Source organism: Streptomyces sp. NPDC037203 (assembly GCF_055605065.1).
Genome location: NZ_JBVJUC010000002.1, coordinates 93,645 through 110,106 on the forward strand (window position 1 = coordinate 93,645; position 16,462 = coordinate 110,106).

16 protein-coding genes and 2 pseudogenes are annotated in these 16,462 nt (G+C 72.1%); 8 read left to right on the forward strand and 10 right to left on the reverse strand.

All coding sequences use genetic code 11. From position 1 onward, the window contains the following. Positions 1-290, forward strand: a pseudogene (locus ACZ7EC_RS04850) (hypothetical protein); the annotation flags it as partial. A 119-nt stretch (positions 291-409) separates the two neighbouring features. On the opposite strand, the pseudogene ACZ7EC_RS04855 reads toward ACZ7EC_RS04850, so the two are convergent. Continuing rightward, positions 410-768: pseudogene (locus tag ACZ7EC_RS04855) on the reverse strand (lipid II flippase MurJ); the annotation flags it as partial. Between the two features lie 73 nt (positions 769-841). Between ACZ7EC_RS04855 and ACZ7EC_RS04860 the strand changes: the two are divergent. After that, a complete protein-coding gene (locus ACZ7EC_RS04860) occupies positions 842-1,633 on the forward strand; it encodes a S16 family serine protease (protein WP_471058072.1) in 792 nt (263 codons plus the stop codon). A 42-nt stretch (positions 1,634-1,675) separates the two neighbouring features. Here the strand turns inward: ACZ7EC_RS04860 and ACZ7EC_RS04865 are convergent, their stop codons facing one another. From ACZ7EC_RS04865 to ACZ7EC_RS04880, 4 genes are all read right to left on the reverse strand, one after another. Then, positions 1,676-2,020: a hypothetical protein gene (locus ACZ7EC_RS04865; protein ID WP_471058074.1), complete on the reverse strand. Its 345-nt coding sequence runs from the start codon at positions 2,018-2,020 to the stop codon at positions 1,676-1,678. Positions 2,021-2,114: 94 nt separating this feature from the next. Further along, positions 2,115-2,315, reverse strand: a complete 201-nt coding sequence (locus ACZ7EC_RS04870; protein ID WP_471058076.1) for a hypothetical protein — start codon at positions 2,313-2,315, stop codon at positions 2,115-2,117. 41 nt (positions 2,316-2,356) lie between these two features. Further along, positions 2,357-2,938, reverse strand: a complete 582-nt coding sequence (locus ACZ7EC_RS04875; protein ID WP_471058078.1) for an ArsR/SmtB family transcription factor — start codon at positions 2,936-2,938, stop codon at positions 2,357-2,359. A gap of 116 nt (positions 2,939-3,054) precedes the next feature. Continuing rightward, a complete protein-coding gene (locus ACZ7EC_RS04880) occupies positions 3,055-3,522 on the reverse strand; it encodes an Lrp/AsnC family transcriptional regulator (RefSeq protein WP_046423174.1) in 468 nt (155 codons plus the stop codon). A 122-nt stretch (positions 3,523-3,644) separates the two neighbouring features. Here ACZ7EC_RS04880 and hppD point away from each other — a divergent pair, with 122 nt between their 5' ends. Next, entirely contained in the window at positions 3,645-4,793 is a 1,149-nt protein-coding gene (hppD, locus tag ACZ7EC_RS04885) for a 4-hydroxyphenylpyruvate dioxygenase (RefSeq protein WP_471058080.1), read from the forward strand. 115 nt (positions 4,794-4,908) lie between these two features. Here the strand turns inward: hppD and ACZ7EC_RS04890 are convergent, their stop codons facing one another. Beyond that, positions 4,909-6,399, reverse strand: a complete 1,491-nt coding sequence (locus ACZ7EC_RS04890) for a tetratricopeptide repeat protein (protein WP_471058081.1) — start codon at positions 6,397-6,399, stop codon at positions 4,909-4,911. A gap of 92 nt (positions 6,400-6,491) precedes the next feature. Between ACZ7EC_RS04890 and ACZ7EC_RS04895 the strand changes: the two genes are divergently transcribed. Continuing rightward, a complete protein-coding gene (locus tag ACZ7EC_RS04895) occupies positions 6,492-7,907 on the forward strand; it encodes an FAD-binding oxidoreductase (RefSeq protein ID WP_471058084.1) in 1,416 nt (471 codons plus the stop codon). A gap of 29 nt (positions 7,908-7,936) precedes the next feature. Here ACZ7EC_RS04895 and ACZ7EC_RS04900 read toward each other — a convergent pair whose 3' ends face one another. Beyond that, positions 7,937-8,350, reverse strand: a complete 414-nt coding sequence (locus ACZ7EC_RS04900) for an SsgA family sporulation/cell division regulator (protein ID WP_471058087.1) — start codon at positions 8,348-8,350, stop codon at positions 7,937-7,939. A gap of 235 nt (positions 8,351-8,585) precedes the next feature. Between ACZ7EC_RS04900 and ACZ7EC_RS04905 the strand changes: the two genes are divergently transcribed. Next, on the forward strand, positions 8,586-10,175 hold the full coding sequence (locus tag ACZ7EC_RS04905; RefSeq protein ID WP_471058090.1) for an RDD family protein: 1,590 nt from the start codon (positions 8,586-8,588) through the stop codon (positions 10,173-10,175). A 95-nt stretch (positions 10,176-10,270) separates the two neighbouring features. Continuing rightward, positions 10,271-11,044: an RDD family protein gene (locus tag ACZ7EC_RS04910; protein ID WP_471058093.1), complete on the forward strand. Its 774-nt coding sequence runs from the start codon at positions 10,271-10,273 to the stop codon at positions 11,042-11,044. A gap of 10 nt (positions 11,045-11,054) precedes the next feature. Here ACZ7EC_RS04910 and ACZ7EC_RS04915 read toward each other — a convergent pair whose 3' ends face one another. Continuing rightward, positions 11,055-11,291 carry a hypothetical protein gene (locus ACZ7EC_RS04915; RefSeq protein ID WP_471058096.1) on the reverse strand — a complete coding sequence of 79 codons (237 nt, stop codon included), beginning with the start codon at positions 11,289-11,291 and terminating at the stop codon, positions 11,055-11,057. A 317-nt stretch (positions 11,292-11,608) separates the two neighbouring features. Here ACZ7EC_RS04915 and ACZ7EC_RS04920 point away from each other — a divergent pair, with 317 nt between their 5' ends. Then, positions 11,609-13,966, forward strand: a complete 2,358-nt coding sequence (locus ACZ7EC_RS04920) for an immune inhibitor A domain-containing protein (RefSeq protein ID WP_471058099.1) — start codon at positions 11,609-11,611, stop codon at positions 13,964-13,966. A 121-nt stretch (positions 13,967-14,087) separates the two neighbouring features. After that, positions 14,088-14,408, forward strand: a complete 321-nt coding sequence (locus ACZ7EC_RS04925; protein ID WP_471058102.1) for a hypothetical protein — start codon at positions 14,088-14,090, stop codon at positions 14,406-14,408. Between the two features lie 4 nt (positions 14,409-14,412). Here the strand turns inward: ACZ7EC_RS04925 and ACZ7EC_RS04930 are convergent, their stop codons facing one another. Further along, positions 14,413-15,006, reverse strand: a complete 594-nt coding sequence (locus ACZ7EC_RS04930) for a nicotinamidase (protein ID WP_471058105.1) — start codon at positions 15,004-15,006, stop codon at positions 14,413-14,415. A gap of 84 nt (positions 15,007-15,090) precedes the next feature. Then, positions 15,091-16,437, reverse strand: a complete 1,347-nt coding sequence (locus tag ACZ7EC_RS04935; protein ID WP_471058107.1) for a nicotinate phosphoribosyltransferase — start codon at positions 16,435-16,437, stop codon at positions 15,091-15,093. Between the last annotated feature and the right edge of the window lie 25 nt (positions 16,438-16,462).

Genomic DNA, 16,462 nt, shown 5'->3' on the forward strand with positions numbered 1-16,462 from the left:
GCCCCGCCCCCTCCCCCCCCCCTCCCCTCCCCCCCCCCCCCCCCCCCCCCCCCCCCCCCCCCCCCCCCCCCCCCCCCCCCCCCCCCCCCCCCCCCCCGGCGGGCCAGCAGGCGTACACCCTGACGCGAGGCGAACTGGAGACCGGGGCGTGCGGGGCGGCCGCGCCGCTGCTGGGGGTGACCGGAGTGGAGGGCAGCGTGGGCGTCGTGATGCTCGCGGACTCCGTCCCGGAACGCGTCGGGCCCAGGGTGGTGGAGGCGGCTCGGGAAGTGGCGGAGGCGCTGCGCTGAGCCACGGGGCCGCGGTGCGCGCCGGAGCCGACGGCTGTTGCCGCGCCCCGTGAGGGTGTCGGCGACCCCGCCGCGGGGCACGACCGGCCCGCCACCCGGCGGTGGCCGGAAACGGTTGTCGCGCGGGTGTCCGCGTCGACGGCGGCCGCGCTCCTCCGCGGCAGCAGCGCGGTGACGAGGGAGACCGTGATGATGCCGTGCGGTACGACCCGCAGGGCGTGGGCGCCGGTGTAGGCGCTGTAGCCGGGGCCCCGGTGCAGGCCCGTCCGTGGCGAGCCGGGTCGCGACGGCGTAGGCGGCCTGGTTGGCGAGGACCAGCAGCACCAGCCAGCCAGCCGACCGATCGCAGCGGGCGGGGCAGTCCGCTGCCCCGCCAGTCGAAGCGGGGCCGCCAGCGGAAGCCGGCTCCGCGCAGCACCGGGACCAGCACCGCCGTCTGCGCGGCGGCCCCTGCCTTGGTGCCCCACCCGAGCAGCGTGATCCCGGTCCGCCCGGTCACCGGTCGGTCACCGCCGGGCCGCCGGACGGCACCCGTCACGTAAATTGAACCCGTGCTCTCACGTCTCACGCGCCCCCAGGCCCTCGCCCTGTGCGCGCTTCCCGTCGTCGCGCTGATCGCCACCGCGCTGTTCGCGCCGCTGCCGTTCTCCGTGGCGCAGCCCGGCCTGACGGCGAACGTGCTGGGCGCGAACCGGGGTGCGCAGGTGATCACCGTCAAGGGAACCGACACCCGCCGGACGAGCGGGCAGCTGAGGATGGTCACCATCGAGGCGACCGGCCCGGACGCCCGGCTCACCTTCTCCGACCTCGCCGGTGACTGGTTCCGCACCGACCGGGCCGTGATGCCGCGCGACGCGGTGTACCCGAGCGGCAACACGCTCAAGGAGATCGAGCAGCACAACACGGCACAGATGCGGCAGTCGCAGGACGCGGCGACCAGCGCGGCGCTGACGTATCTGGACCTGAGCCCCGAGAAGGTCAAGGTCACGCTGAAGCTGGCCGACGTGGGCGGTCCGAGCGCGGGCCTGCTGTTCACATTGGGGATCATCGACAAGCTGCGCGGCGACGGCCACGGCGGCGATCTGACCGGGGGCCGCACCATCGCCGGTACGGGCACGATCGACGCGGCGGGCCGGGTCGGCGCGGTCGGCGGCGTGGGCCTCAAGACGCAGGCGGCCCGCCGGGACGGTGCCACGGTCTTCCTGGTCCCGAAGGCCGAGTGCGCCGATGCCCGCGGCGGTCTGCCCAAGGGCCTGCGCCTGGTGCCGGTGACCACCCTGAAGGGCACGGTCGACGCGCTGCGCGCCCTGGAGACCGGGAAGGGCTCGGTACCGAGCTGCTAGGTCCTGTCCGACGACTCCCGTCGTCATGCGCTCTGCGCTCGCTCAGTCCTCGAGCTCTGCTGATTCCGTCCAGTTGATGTTGCCGGTGAGCCAAGCCGTCTGCGCCCTGTAGTGCGATGTGTTCAGTGGCATGTCCGCTCCACCGCACTGGTTCAGGGCGCCGCCGAGCGGGAGACCGGCGAGGTTGCTGTCGAGGGCTCCGGTCTCGTGCGTCGTGCGGCCATGGGCCTGGGCGCCGGTATGCAGGTTGGCGCACGAGGTGCCGAAGGCGGGTGAAAGGAAGTCGCCGATGCCTCCGGCCGATGCGGGCGCTGCGGAGGTGATGCCTGATCCGAGTGCCAGGCCCGCAAGTCCGACCTTTGCGGCAGTGGTGCGAAGCGTGATCACGCCGGTTGAACGACCGGGTGCGTGCGGCGGTCACGCCAGGAGGGCCGGCGTTCGAGCGCCTCCAAGCCCGCGTGCGTGGCTTCGCGCGGCAGCCCTAGCCCGCGAGCGCCACGGTCCGGCGGGGGCCGGCCGCGAGGCGCAGGCCCAGTCCGATCAGGGTCCAGCCGACACGGGTCCGCAGCTCCGTCGGCGGCTTCACCGCGGCGGCGAGGCGGTCGGCGGCGGCTCCCGTGTGGAGGTCCGCACGGTGCTGCCGGGCGAGCTGGGCGTTGATGTCCATGACGTGGCCTCTCATGTCGGTTCGGTGCACCGCGAGTCGGTTCACCGCGGTGTGGGTCACTGCGATTCGATCGGGAACAGGTGCGTGTGGACGCGCACTTGCTCGGCTCCGGGTGTCCGCGCGCCGGCCCTGTTGCGGTAGTCGTCCACCAAGTCGTGCATCTTCTCGATGAGTTCGCTCGCGAGCTCGGGCGTGAGCCGCAGCGTCATGTCGCTCATGTCGGTGGACCGGGACCACTCCGCGGACCACTGGTCGCGGGTGCCGATCCAGGTGGCCAGCTCGCGGGCGTGCCGTGCCGCGCTCTCCTGGAAGAACATCTCCGTCAGCCCCCGCACCTCGGGACTCGCGTCCTCGAAGTCCGCGCTGTCGAACGCCAGTCCCTGGTCCACCGCCCGCCACCAGCGCTCCCGGCCCTTGCCGCGCTCCGGGGCGTCCTCGACGAAGCCGTGCTCGGCGAGCTGGCGCAGGTGATAGCTGGTCGCGCCGCTGGACTCGCCGAGGCGCTCGCCCAGCTGGGACGCGGTGGCGGGGCCGTGCCGCCGCAGAGTGTCCAGCAGCTGCATCCGCAGGGGGTGGGCGAGCCCGCGCAGCGAGCGGGCGTCCAGCCTGCGCGGTTTGTAGTCCTCGTGCTCCGTCATGCATACAAAGATAGCTATGCAAAGCCTTCTTTGCAACGCCTCTTTTGCATCAACTCCTTTGCATACGGGTCATGGTGACGGCCTGTCGGTGCCGAAGCCGGCGCCACCGGGGCCGGTCACTCCTCCGCCGCCTGCTCCACCAGCGGAATCACCCGCAGCGGCACCGGGTTCTCCATCACGATCGCCGTGGACGCCCGCACGATGCCCTCGAAGCCGACGACCCGGTCGATCACCCGCTGCAGATCGGCGTTCGAGCGGGCCACGAGACGGCACAGCATGTCCCCGCTGCCGGTCGTGGTCAGCAGCTCCAGCACCTCCGGCACCGTCGCCAGATAGGCGCGTACGTCCGCCCCCTGGCCTTGCCGGATCTGGAGCGTGGCGAAGGCGGTGACCGGGTATCCGAGGGCCGCCGGGTCCACCTGGGGGCCGAAGCCGCGGATCACGCCGTTCGACTGGAGCCGGTCGAGCCGCGCCTGCACCGTGCCCCGCGCGACCCCGAGCCGCCGGGACATCTCCAGGACGCCGATGCGCGGCTCGCGTGCCAGCAGCACGATGATCCGCCCGTCCAGATGATCGATCGCCACAGTCCCTCCTGGGATGGTCATCCTGTACAGAAAGTCCGGCCACTGGGCCTTATCACCTAACAAATTGCCCAGTGAATACGCGAACTATTGCGCACCTTGCAGAGTCCGGTCACCCTTCGGCTATGACGCAGACCACACAGCACACTCCCGACGCGACCGCCCGGCAGGCCGACCCCTTCCCGGTCAAGGGAATGGACGCGGTCGTCTTCGCCGTGGGCAACGCCAAGCAGGCGGCGCACTACTACTCCTCCGCCTTCGGCATGAAGCTGGTCGCCTACTCCGGACCGGAGAACGGCAGCCGCGAGACCGCCAGTTACGTCCTGGAGAACGGCTCGGCCCGGTTCGTCTTCACCTCGGTGATCAAGCAGTCCAGCGACTGGGGCCGGTTCATCGAGCAGCACGTCGCCGAGCACGGTGACGGCGTCATCGACCTGGCCATCGAGGTCCCGGACGCCCGCGCCGCGTACGAGTACGCCGTCGCGCAGGGCGCCCGCTCGATCGACGAGCCGTACGAGGTCAAGGACGAGCACGGCACCGTCGTCCTCGCGGCCATCGCCACCTACGGCGAGACCCGCCACACCCTGGTGGAGCGCTCCGGTTACGAGGGCCCCTACCTCCCCGGCTTCGTGGCCACCGAGCCGATGGTCGCGCAGCCCGAGCACCGCACCTTCCAGGCGATCGACCACTGCGTCGGCAACGTCGAACTCGGCAAGATGGACGAGTGGGTCGGGTTCTACAACAAGGTCATGGGCTTCACGAACATGAAGGAGTTCGTGGGCGACGACATCGCCACCGAGTACAGCGCGCTGATGTCGAAGGTCGTCGCGGACGGCACCCTGAAGGTGAAGTTCCCGCTCAACGAGCCGGCCATCGCCAAGAAGAAGTCCCAGATCGACGAGTACCTGGAGTTCTACGGCGGTCCCGGCGTCCAGCACATCGCGCTGAACACCAACGACATCGTGCAGACCGTGCGCACCATGCGCGCGGCCGGCGTCGAGTTCCTCAACACCCCGGACTCGTACTACGAGACCCTCGGCGAGTGGGCCGGCGAGACGCGGGTGCCCGTGGAGACGCTGCGCGAGCTGAAGATCCTCGTCGACCGGGACGAGGACGGCTACCTGCTGCAGATCTTCACCAAGCCCGTCCAGGACCGGCCGACGGTGTTCTTCGAACTCATCGAGCGGCACGGCTCCATGGGCTTCGGCAAGGGCAACTTCAAGGCCCTGTTCGAGGCGATCGAGCGCGAGCAGGCCAAGCGCGGCAACCTCTAGACGCGGCAACCTCTGGAGAGGCTGCCCTCCGAAGAGAGCGACTGCCGCCCCCGTGACGGGGACCGGCCGGTGCCGTACCACCGGCCGGTCCCCGTCGCGCGTCCGCCCGGACGCCTCACCCCGGCACCGCCACGTCCGGCGGGTTCCCCAGCGCCGCGAGGGCCGACCTCGCCTCGCGCGACCACAGGGGGGAGAAGACCGGACTGATCTGGAGGGACTCCTGGAGGCTGCGGCGGGCGGGGCCGTCCAGTTCCAGCGCGGATTCGATCGCGCCCCGGTGGTAGGCGTACAGCGCGCTGCGCACCCCGCCGCCCTTCGTGCCGTCCGTGGCCGTCGTGGCGTACTCCAGGGCCTCGTCGTCCTCCCCGACCCGGTGCAGCGCCCAGCCGAGCGCGTCGGCCACCTCGATTCCGGGCTGGCGGTCGTACTCGGCGCGCAGCCGCTCCACGGCCTGCTGGGCGTCCCCGTGGTCGGCCTCCAGCCGGCCGAGCACCAGCTCGTCGTCCACCCCGTCCGACGCCTCCCGCCGTGCCAGCTCCCGCACCCGGTCGTAGCTCTCGCGGGCCTGCTTGGCCATGCCCAGCGACTCGTACAGCTCGCCCAGGTCGAGCGCGTCGCGCGGGTCCGGCCGGCGGGCCAGCGCGCTGCGGTACGCGGTGACCGCCTCCGTCGTGCGGCCCAGCGCCGCCAGCACCCGCGCCCGCCCCGCCGGTGCCGCCGGCTGGTCGGCGTCCTGGCGCAGCGCCGCGTCGTAGTGGCGCAGCGCGTCCGGCAAGTCCCCGCGCTCGAAGGCCAGTTGACCGAGCTGGGTGAGATAGGCGGCCTGTTCGGCCGGGGTGCGGGCGGCGGCGGCCGCGTCGGAGAGCTGGGCCACCGCGTCCTCGCGCCAGCCCCGGTTCCGGTACACCGCGGCCGCCTGCGCCATCACCGCGGGCCGCTCGGCCGCCCCCGGCTTGAGCGCCATCAGCTTCTCCAGGGACTTGCCGACCGCCTCGTAGTCGCCGAGCCCGGTGTCCGCGTCGATCAGCCGGGCGTACGACGACCACCGCGCCGGCGCCAGCTCCTGCGCCTCCTCGGCGTAACGTTTCGCCTCGGTGAAGTCGCGGCGCGCCAGGGACAGCGCGGCCATGCCGTCCAGCGCCGGGAGGTTCTGCTCCTCGTCCACCACCTGGAGCGAGGTCTCCAGCGCCCGCTCGGCCCGCGGGAAGTCCGCCGCCGCGGCCGCGGCGCGCCCCCGCTCGACGTACGCCGTCCCCAGCACCGCCCACGCCTTCGCGTCCCGCGGCTGGGCCCGCACCCGCTGCTCCTGCTGCCCGATCAGCGCCGTCAGGGCGGGCAGCGTCGCCGGCATCCCGGTGGTCACCGCGGTCAGCGCCTGCGCCGCCTGCGCGGGGGCGCGCAGCTGCGCCCGGTGGGCCCGCGGCCCCGGCGCGGGCGGACTCGCGGCCCCGGTTCTCAGCCCCGGCCAGATGGCAAGGACCGCGCCCGCGACCACACCGCCGCTCAGCGCGGTGACCAGTACCCGCCGCAGCAGCCGCGCGGAACGGCGCGGCGCGGGCGGCCCGCTGGGCAGGGACGTTCCCGGCTCGCTCACTCTGTAGTCCATGGCGCTCACTGTGCGTCAATACGACAAGAAGATCGCGCCGAGTGTGGCGAGAGGCTGACGGGGTTCACACCGGTGGCCGTGAGTGCGAACCTGTGATCATGAGCCGCATCGAAGCACGTCGCGATGAAGCCACCGCAGCAGCCGGCAACCTCACCGACCGGCTCCTGGCCGGCCTGCCCCCCGAGGCCGTGCTGACCGACCCCGATGTCACGGCCGCCTACGCCCACGACATGGCGAGCTTCTGCCCCGCCGGAGCCCCCGCCGTCGTGGTCCTGCCGCGCACCGTGGAACAGGTGCAGCACGTCATGCGCACCGCCACCGAACTGCGCGTCCCCGTCGTCCCCCAGGGCGCCCGCAGCGGCCTGTCCGGCGCGGCCAACGCGTCGGACGGCTGCATCGTGCTGTCCCTCACCAAGATGAACCGCATCCTGGAGATCAGCCCCGTCGACCGGGTCGCCGTGGTCGAACCGGGCGTGATCAACGCGGATCTCTCCCGCGCCGTCGAGGAACACGGCCTGTACTACCCGCCGGACCCCTCCAGCTGGGAGATGTGCACCATCGGCGGCAACATCGGCACCGGCTCCGGCGGGCTGTGCTGTGTGAAGTACGGCGTGACCGCCGAGTACGTCCTCGGTCTGGACGTCGTCCTCGCCGACGGCCGCCTGATGACCACCGGACGGCGTACCGCCAAGGGCGTCGCGGGCTACGACCTCACCCGCCTCTTCGTCGGCTCCGAGGGCTCCCTCGGCATCGTCGTACGCGCGGTGCTCGCCCTGAAGCCCAAGCCGCCCGCGCAGCTGGTGCTGGCCGCCGAGTTCCCCTCCGCCGCGAGCGCCTGCGACGCCGTCTGCCGGATCATGGCGGGCGGTCACCTCCCGTCGCTCCTCGAACTGATGGACCATACGACCGTCAAGGCGGTCAACGACATGGCCCACATGGGCCTGCCGGAGACCACCGAGGCGCTGCTGCTCGCCGCCTTCGACACCCCGGACCCGGCCGCCGACCTCGCCGCCCTCGGCGCGCTGTGCGAGGCCGCCGGTGCCACCGAGGTCGTCCCGGCGGAGGACGCGGCCGAGTCCGAGCTGCTCCTCAAGGCCCGGCGGCTCTCGCTGACCGCGCTGGAGGCGGTCAAGGGCACGACGATGATCGACGACGTGTGCGTACCCCGCTCCAAGCTGGGCGCCATGCTGGAGGGCGTCGAGGCGATCGCCGCCAAGTACGGCCTGACGATCGGCGTCTGCGCCCACGCGGGCGACGGCAACACCCATCCGACCGTCTGTTTCGACGCCGGGGACGAGGACGAGTCCCGCCGGGCCCGCGAGTCCTTCGACGAGATCATGGCCCTCGGCCTGGAACTGGGCGGCACCATCACCGGCGAACACGGCGTCGGAGTACTGAAGAAGGAGTGGCTGGCACGGGAGATCGGGCCGGTGGGGGTGGAGATGCAGCGGTCGGTGAAGCAGGTCTTCGACCCGCTCGGCATCCTCAATCCGGGCAAGGTCCTCTGAGGCCACCGGGCCCGGCGCACCGGGCGGGTTCACCGGGCGAGGAGCTGGTCGAGGGCGTCGTCGATGCCGAGCCGGCCGCCCTCCGCGCCCGGCGGGACCGCGCGCAGGGTCCGCTCCAGCCAGGCGGAGACCTGCGGGACCGGCGCCTCCAGGAGCGCGTCGCCGTCGGGTGAGCTGAGCGCCATCAGGACGACCCTGCGCCCCTGCGACTTCGTCGGCCACACCCGCACGTCCCCGTGCCCGCACGGCCGGAACACGCCCTCCACCAGCAGATCGCGGGCGAAGGTCCAGTGCACCGGGAACTCGGAGTCGATGTGGAAGACGACGTGGACGGCGTAGGGGTCGTCGGAGCGGTAGGCGAGCCGGGCCGGGACCGGGATGCTCCGCTCGGGCGACAGGATCAGCTTGAGTTCGATCTCCCGCTCCACCACGGTGTGCTGCATGACCTGGACTTCCTTTCGGGCCGGGGACCGCTCGGTGCGGGCCCGTACCGGAGGAGAGCGGGTGGCGGGCCGGGCATTACGCGGGTCGGGAGAAATTTTTTTCGGATCGGACCGGGGAGCGGACACGGCATTGCCCGGATGGGGTGGGACCCGCGGGAGTGGCGGTGGCGCGTGCCCGCGTCTGATAGATGTGGGTGGCCCCATCCCACCCACGAGCAGATACGGGACGACGGACATGAGCGCCCCAACCCCGGCCCCCGGTGACGACCGGCCCCGCGAGGGCTACTACCCGGACCCGTCCATCCCCGGCTACGTCCGGTACTGGAACGGCGCCGCCTGGGTGCCCGGCACCAGCCGCCCGGCGCCGAAGGACGGCGAATCGCTCGCCCCACCCCCCGGCGCCACCCCGGCCGTGGAGGAGACGGGTCCGCACTTCTTCGACGAGGAACCCGACGGGCCGGCGGCCTCCGGACCGGCGGTCACGGGCAACTCCGCCCCCGCGGCGGGCGGTTCGGGGGCGGCCGGGCAGTGGCCCCCGGCGGACGGGGCCGGTGCTCCGGGCCGGGCGGGCGTGCCCGGTCAAGGGGGCCAGGCGGGTGCTTTCGGCGGACAGGCGGGGGCGGACCGGCCGGGGCGGTCCGGACCGGCGGGCGCGGGCGTACCCGGCCAACAGGAAGGCCCGGCAGGCCAGTCGGGCCACCCCTCGGGTGCGCCGGGCGGGCCGGGCCGTCCGGGACCGGGCGGTTCATGGGACCAGCGGGCCTCCTCCGGACAGCAGGGCGCGCCCCGCAGCGGGCACCCCGATCCGCGCCAGGCAGCGGTGCCCGCGCAATCCGGTGCCCCCTGGGTATCCGACCCCCGGCTGCCCGCCGAGGGTTCCGCGCAGCCCGAGGGGCGGGCGGAGCGCGGCGACGGCACCGCGACGATCCCGCCGGCCGGGCACGACGCCCCCGACCCCGGCACCTTCGTCTTCCGGCGGCCGGTCACCGGTCGTACGGACGACGGCACGATGACCATCCGCCCGGTGCCGCCGAAGCAGACCGACGTGCCCGGCCTCGGCACCCAGGGCCCGGTCGCCGCGCCCACCCCCGCGACGCCCCCGGCGCCCGCCGCCCCCGCGGTCCCCTCCTCCCCGCAGCCCGGCTTCGGCGCCGTGCAGCCGCCGCAGAACCGGCAGCCCGCGCCCGCCGCCCCGCAGGTGCCGCAGCAGGGCGGCCCCGCAGGGGGGTCCTGGGCGCAGCAGGTGCACCAGCTGGCCGGGGGAGCGGCACAGGAGCAGCCCGTCGCGCCGTGGAAGCCGCCGGTGGAGGACCCCTTCCAGGCGGCGGCGCGCAGACAGGCCGCCGCCCGCCCCGCCGGACTGGGCAAGCGGCTCGCGGCCCGGCTGATCGACACCGTGGTGGTGGGCGCCGTGACCGCAGTCGCGGCCGTCCCGCTCGGCATCCGGGCCGCCGACCACATCCAGCAGAAGGTCGACGCGGCCCGGCAGTCGGGGCACGAGGTCACCGTCTGGCTGCTCGACGGCACCACCGGCACCAGCCTCGGCATCGTCCTCGCCGTGCTGCTCCTCCTCGGCGTGGGCTACGAGGTGCTGCCCACCGTCAAGTGGGGCCGCACCCTCGGCAAGAAGCTGTGCGGCCTCGACGTGCGCGACATCGAGGGCCACGAACCCCCGGCCTTCGCCCCCGCACTGCGCCGCTGGCTGGTGTACAGCGTTCCGGGGGTGCTCGGCATCGGGATCGTGGGCGTGCTGTGGTGCCTGTTCGACCGGCCCTGGCACCAGTGCCTGCACGACAAGGCGGCGCACACCTTCGTGGCGGGCTGACCGGCAGGAGCGGACCCGCCGGTGCTCCGGACGGCCGTACCCCGGTCGGCCGTCCGCCGGGTGCGGAGCCGGGGCGTTCGCGATCCACTCGGGCCATGAGCAGCGCACCGCCCCCCGGCTCCGGAGAGCAGCCACCCGAGGACGACCCGTTCAGGAAGCCGCCCCCGCCGCAGCAGGGGCAGGGCTCGCCGTACGACTCCCCGCCGCCGGGCGGCGAGCAGCCCCCTTACGGGGGTCAGCAGCCGCCCCCTTACGGAGGCCCGCAGCCCCCGCCCTCCGGCGGCCCGTACGGGGGCGGGCCCTACGGGGGCGACCAGCCCCCGCCCGGCGGCGGCCCGTACGGCGGCGGCCCCTACGGGGGCGGTCCGCACGGCGCCGGCGGCTACCCCGCCGACCCCCTCGCCGGCATGCCCCCGCTCGCCGACAGTGCCAAGCGGACCCTCGCCCGCATCATCGACATGATCCTGGTCGGCATCGTCGTCTACCTGCTCACCTGGGCGTTCAACGTGCGCGAGTACGACGTGAACGGCGACCAGATCAACGCCGCGCGCTCCCTGGGACAGTCCGTCATCGCCGCCGTGCTCTACATCGCCTACGACACCTTCTTCATCCACAGGACGGGCCAGACCCTCGGCAAGAAGTGGCTGGGCATGCGGGTGGCCAACCTCTCCGACGGGGCCACCCCCAGCGCCCAGACCTCGCTCCTCCGCGCCCTCGTGCTGTGGCTGCCGTTCGCCTTCTGCTGCGCCTGCGTGTGGACCGTGATCTGCGGCGGCTGGAGCTTCTTCGACAAGCCCTACAAGCAGGGCCTGCACGACAAGGCCGCCAAGACGGTCGTGGTCAGCACCGGGACCGAACCGCGCCGCTGACCGGACGACCTCACATGGCAGTCGGGACGCGCTCCCCCTCCGGGGCCGTCCCGGCGGCCTCCTGCGGTGTGCCGCGGGGCCCGGCCGGCACCGTCATCGCGACCAGCAGTCCGAGTGCGAGCGCCGCGAGGGCGATGACGGCGATCCCGACCCCCGAACCCGTCTGCGACAGCAGCAGCATGGCGATGGTCGAGAAGATCACGGTGCTCGCGCCGTAGGCGAGCTGGGCGACGGTCGGACGAGGCATGGCAATCGTGTCCTCGGAGGTCTTCGGGTGTCGGGGTGGCCGTTCGACGCTCTCCCCGCCTGCATGCCCGAACGTGCGTCCAGGTAAGCGTGACCTCACCCACGCCGCCGAAGCATGGGGGGCGCACAGGAAGCACGCCGTGCCTAAAGCGGGCGTCAACTCCGCATAGTGCACCAGACCTTACCGAGTCAAGATCTGTCTTTTCTTCTAAACCTCTAGTCAAATTACGTCACTTGAACACGCGCTTGTCATGCGCGCACGGACTTCCGATCACGGGAACCCCCTGTCCGCGCGCGGGGCGCGGGGGAGGAACTCAAGTGACCAGCAGATCCTGGACGTTCAGAGCGGCCGCGATCGGTGTGACGCTCGCGGCGGCCTCCGCCACGTTCGCCACCTTCGCCGTGGCGGAGGCGAGCACCCAGCGAGGCCCGGCCGGTGCCGTACACCGGCACGACCCGGCCCCGGTGCGGCAGAAGACGCACGACCTCGACGGCCCGCTGAGCAAGACCCGCAAGGCCCAGCGCGAAGAGGCACTCAACCAGCTCATCGCGGGCAAGACGAGCCCGCAGAAGCGCGACGGCTCCCAGGTCGTCAAGCTCAAGAGCGGCAAGGGCAAGAGCAAGTACGTCGAGCTCAGCCGCGAGAAGACCGACAAGATCTTCACCATCCTGGTGGAGTTCGGCGACAAGACCGACCCCAAGTACGGCGGGACCCCCGGCCCGCTGCACAACCAGATCGCCGCGCCGGACCGCGCGAAGGACAACTCCACGGCCTGGCAGAAGGACTACGACCAGAAGCACTTCCAGAACCTCTACTTCGGCACCGGCAAGAAGACCGAGTCGCTGAAGAAGTACTACGAGAAGCAGTCCTCGGGCCGCTACTCCGTGGACGGCGAGGTCTCCGACTGGGTCAAGGTCCCCTACAACGAGGCCCGCTACGGCAACAACGCGTGCGGCTCGACCAACTGCACCAGCGTCTGGAACGTCGTCCGCGACGGCCTGAACGCCTGGGTCGCCCAGCAGAAGGCGGCCGGCAAGTCCGAGGCCGACATCAAGAAGGACCTCGCCAAGTACGACCAGTGGGACCGCTACGACTACGACGGCGACGGCGACTTCAACGAGCCCGACGGCTACATAGACCACTTCCAGCTGGTGCACGCCGGTGAGGACGAGTCCGCGGGCGGCGGCGCCCAGGGCACGGACGCCATCTGGGCCCACCGCTGGTACGCCTTCGGCACCGACACCGGCTCCACCGGCCCCGCCACCAACAAGCTCGGCGGCGCGCAGATCGGCGACACCGGGATCTGGGTCGGCGACTACACCATCCAGCCGGAGAACGGCGGACTCGGCGTCTTCGCCCACGAGTACGGCCACGACCTCGGCCTGCCGGACGAGTACGACACCGACGGCGGCGACAACTCCACCGGCTTCTGGACCCTGATGTCCTCCGGCTCCTGGCTGGGCACCGGCAAGGAGGCCATCGGCGACCTGCCCGGCGACATGAACGCCTGGGACAAGCTCCAGCTGGGCTGGCTGAACTACGACACCGCCAAGGCCGGCACCAAGTCCTCGCACAAGCTGGGCGTCGCCGAGTACAACACCAGGAACAAGCAGGCCCTGGTGGTCAGCCTGCCCGACAAGGCGGTCACCACCACCATCACCGAGCCGGCGCAGGGCGCCAGCCAGTGGTGGAGCGGCAGCGGCAACGACCTGAAGAACACGCTGACCCGGTCCGTCGACCTCACCGGCAAGTCCTCGGCCACGCTGAGCCTGGACGGCTGGTGGGCGATCGAGAACAACTACGACTTCCTCTACACCGAGGTGTCCACCGACGGCGGCGCGAACTGGACCGCCCTGGACGGCACCGCGGACGGTCAGCCCATCCCGCGGGACGGCGGCGGCAAGCCCGCGCTGACCGGCTTCTCGGAGACGAACAAGAAGCTGTCGTACTCCCTGGACGCCTACGCGGGACAGAAGATCCAGCTGCGCTTCCGCTACCTCACGGACGGCGGCGTCGCGGAGAACGGCTTCACCGCGGACGAGATCACGGTGACCGCCGACGGCGCGCCCGTCTTCTCGGACAACGCCGAGTCGGCGGACAACGCGTGGACCTCCAGCGGCTTCTCCCGCATCGGGGCGTCCTTCACCAAGGACTACAAGCAGTACTACATCGCCGAGAACCGGCAGTACGTGTCGTACGACACCACGCTCAAGACCGGCCCGTACAACTTCGGTTCGGCGGCGCGGCCCGACTGGGTGGAGCACTACCCGTACCAGAACGGCCTGTTGATCTGGAAGTGGGACCTGTCCCAGGCGGACAACAACACCAACGCCAAGGACCATCCTGGTGCCGGCCAGATCCTGCCGATCGACTCGCACCCGACCGCGCTGCGCTGGAGCGACGGCACGCTGATGCGCAACCGGATGCAGGCGTACGACTCCCCGTTCAGCCTGTACCGCACGGACGGCATCACGCTGCACAAGGCGGACGTCGCCACGAAGATCAAGTCCTCGCGGGGTGTCCCGGTCTTCAACGACCACACCAGCGACTACTACGACCCGGCGAACCCGTCCGGCGCCGTGAAGGTAACTGACACCAACACCAAGATCTCGATCACGCACGAGGCCAAGGACGGCTCGACGATCTCGGTCAAGGTCGGGCCCGCGGTGAAGTAGCTCGCATCCTCGCAGGTCAGACGCGTATCGGCGGCAACCCCTTGGCGGGTCGCCGCCGATCGTGTTTAGGTGCGTCCTGTGACTCGCTTATTGACACCGACCGGAACGGGGATGTGACCGCATGGCCGCTGGAGGCTTCTGCAAACTGCCGAACGGCATGGTCGTCGTCGCGCTGAACCTGCCGTACGACGCCGCCGGCGTGCGCGTCCTGGTGCACGCCCGCAACCGCGCCCGCGCGCTGACCCGGCTGCGCAACCTGGGACTGCGGGCGATCTACCTGCGGGGCAACACCGCGCCTCCGACACCGGACGAGATCACGGCGGTCCTGCACCATCCAGACGGCCTCATATGGCGGACGGCGCCCGCGGACAACGGTGTCCTGCCGCCGGAGCTGTGGCATCCGATCCGGGCCCTTCTGCGCAGGACGGCCGTGGCGCAGTAGCGGATCAGCCGCTCAGGACCGGCTTTCCCGCCAGCTCCACGCCCGCTTCCCTCAGCTCCTCCAGGGCCCTCTCCGTCGTCTCCGGGGAGACGCCCGCCGTCAGGTCCAGCAGGACCTGGGTGCGGAAGCCTTCCCGGACGGCGTCCAGGGCGGTCGCGCGGACGCAGTGGTCGGTGGCGATGCCCACCACGTCCACCTCGTCGATCTCGCGGACGCGCAGCCAGTCGGCGAGCGGGGTGTCGTTCTCGTCGGTGCCCTCGAAGCCGCTGTAGGCGGCGGAGTAGGCGCCCTTGTCGAAGACGGCGTCGATCGCGCCGGAGGCGACCGCGGGGGCGAAGTTGGGGTGGAAGCCGACCCCCTCCGTGCCGGCGACGCAGTGCGCCGGCCAGGAGCGCACGTAGTCCGGGTCGTCCGCGAAGTGGCCGCCGGGCGCGATATGGCAGTCCCGTGTGGCCACCACATGGCGGTACCCGGTGCCGCCTGCCTGCCCGATCAGCTCGGTGATCGCGGCGGCCACGTCCGCGCCCCCGGCCACCGCGAGGCTGCCGCCCTCGCAGAAGTCGTTCTGCACATCCACGACGATCAAGGCGCGACGCATGATGGTGTCCTTCTCCTGGTGGTGAAGTACCCGAGCCTAGAGAATTCCGGGCCTTTAGGGGAGGGGGCGGGCAACGGTCCCGCTCTAGCTACCCGAGCGTTCGTGCACGTACTCCGTCGGGAGCACCGGTTCGCCCCGCGACAGCTGCGTCGCGGACAGCGGGAGGTTCGCCCGCGCGGCGATGTGCCGCGCGCGCGGCACGTCCAGCGGCTCGCGCGCCACGACCCGGCCGTCCTCCACCAGCCGGACCAGCAGCTGCCGGTCCGCGAGGTCCGCCGGCACCGGTCCGGTGCCCACGACCTCCGCCTCGGCCACCCCGTCCGCGTCCAGCCGCCGCGCCGCCCACTTGCGGCCGCCGACGGACGCCTTGCCGCCGCTGGACTTCTTCGCGACCGGCACCAGCGGCGCCCGCGGGTCCGCGGTCTCGGCCCGCGCGACCAGCTTGTAGACCATGGAGGCGGTCGGATGCCCGGAGCCGGTGACCAGCTGGGTGCCCACGCCGTACGCGTCCACGGGGGCCGCGGCCAGCGAGGCGATGGCGTACTCGTCCAGGTCGGAGGTGACCACGATTTTGGTCTCGGTCGCGCCCAGCTCGTCGAGCTGCTGGCGGACCCGGTGCGCGACCAGGAGCAGGTCGCCGGAGTCGATGCGCACCGCGCCCAGCTCGGGCCCGGCCACCTCGACCGCCGCACGGACCGCCTCGGCGACGTCGTACGTGTCCACCAGCAGCGTGGTGCCGGGGCCCAGGCTGTCCACCTGGGCCTGGAAGGCGTCCCGCTCGCGGTCGTGCAGCAGGGTGAAGGCGTGCGCCGAGGTGCCGACGGTCGGGATGCCGTAGCGGAAGCCGGCCGCGAGGTCGGAGGTGGTGGCGAAACCGCCCACGTAGGCGGCGCGGGCGGCGGCGACGGCCGCCAGCTCGTGGGTGCGGCGGGCGCCCATCTCGATCAGCGGGCGGTCCCCCGCGGCGGAGGCCATCCGGGAGGCGGCGGCCGCGATCGCCGAGTCGTGGTTGAGGATGGAGAGGATCACCGTCTCCAGCAGCACGCACTCGGCGAAGCTGCCCTCCACCCGCAGGATCGGGGAGCCGGGGAAGTACACCTCGCCCTCGGGGTAGCCCCAGATGTCCCCGGTGAACCGGTATCCGGCCAGCCACTCCAGCGTCTCCTCGTCGACGATCCGCTGCTCGCGCAGGAAGCCGAGGAGGTCCTCGTCGAAGCGGAAGTTCTCCACCGCGTCCAGGACGCGCCCGGTGCCCGCGACCACGCCGTAGCGCCGGCCCTCCGGCAGCCGCCGGGTGAAGACCTCGAACACGCTGCGCCGCTCGGCCGTACCGGCCTTCAGCGCGGCCTGCAACATCGTCAGCTCGTACTGGTCCGTGAAGAGTGCCGTCGAGGGAACATCCACCGGCAGCCGAAGGTCCGCTGTGTCCATGGCGAGAATGGTAACCCCTATTCGT

Bases quoted from the DNA above. Each gene is read 5' to 3' on its own strand.
- ACZ7EC_RS04900 (WP_471058087.1), bottom strand. From the start codon at position 8,350: ATGCAGCACACCGTGGTGGAGCGGGAGATCGAACTCAAGCTGATCCTG.
- ACZ7EC_RS04915 (WP_471058096.1), bottom strand. From the start codon at position 11,291: ATGCCTCGTCCGACCGTCGCCCAGCTCGCCTACGGCGCGAGCACCGTG.
- ACZ7EC_RS04910 (WP_471058093.1), top strand. From the start codon at position 10,271: ATGAGCAGCGCACCGCCCCCCGGCTCCGGAGAGCAGCCACCCGAGGAC.
- ACZ7EC_RS04935 (WP_471058107.1), bottom strand. From the start codon at position 16,437: ATGGACACAGCGGACCTTCGGCTGCCGGTGGATGTTCCCTCGACGGCA.
- ACZ7EC_RS04875 (WP_471058078.1), bottom strand. From the start codon at position 2,938: ATGACGGAGCACGAGGACTACAAACCGCGCAGGCTGGACGCCCGCTCG.
- ACZ7EC_RS04930 (WP_471058105.1), bottom strand. From the start codon at position 15,006: ATGCGTCGCGCCTTGATCGTCGTGGATGTGCAGAACGACTTCTGCGAG.
- ACZ7EC_RS04905 (WP_471058090.1), top strand. From the start codon at position 8,586: ATGAGCGCCCCAACCCCGGCCCCCGGTGACGACCGGCCCCGCGAGGGC.
- ACZ7EC_RS04890 (WP_471058081.1), bottom strand. From the start codon at position 6,399: ATGGACTACAGAGTGAGCGAGCCGGGAACGTCCCTGCCCAGCGGGCCG.
- hppD (WP_471058080.1), top strand. From the start codon at position 3,645: ATGACGCAGACCACACAGCACACTCCCGACGCGACCGCCCGGCAGGCC.
- ACZ7EC_RS04870 (WP_471058076.1), bottom strand. From the start codon at position 2,315: ATGAGAGGCCACGTCATGGACATCAACGCCCAGCTCGCCCGGCAGCAC.
- ACZ7EC_RS04925 (WP_471058102.1), top strand. From the start codon at position 14,088: ATGGCCGCTGGAGGCTTCTGCAAACTGCCGAACGGCATGGTCGTCGTC.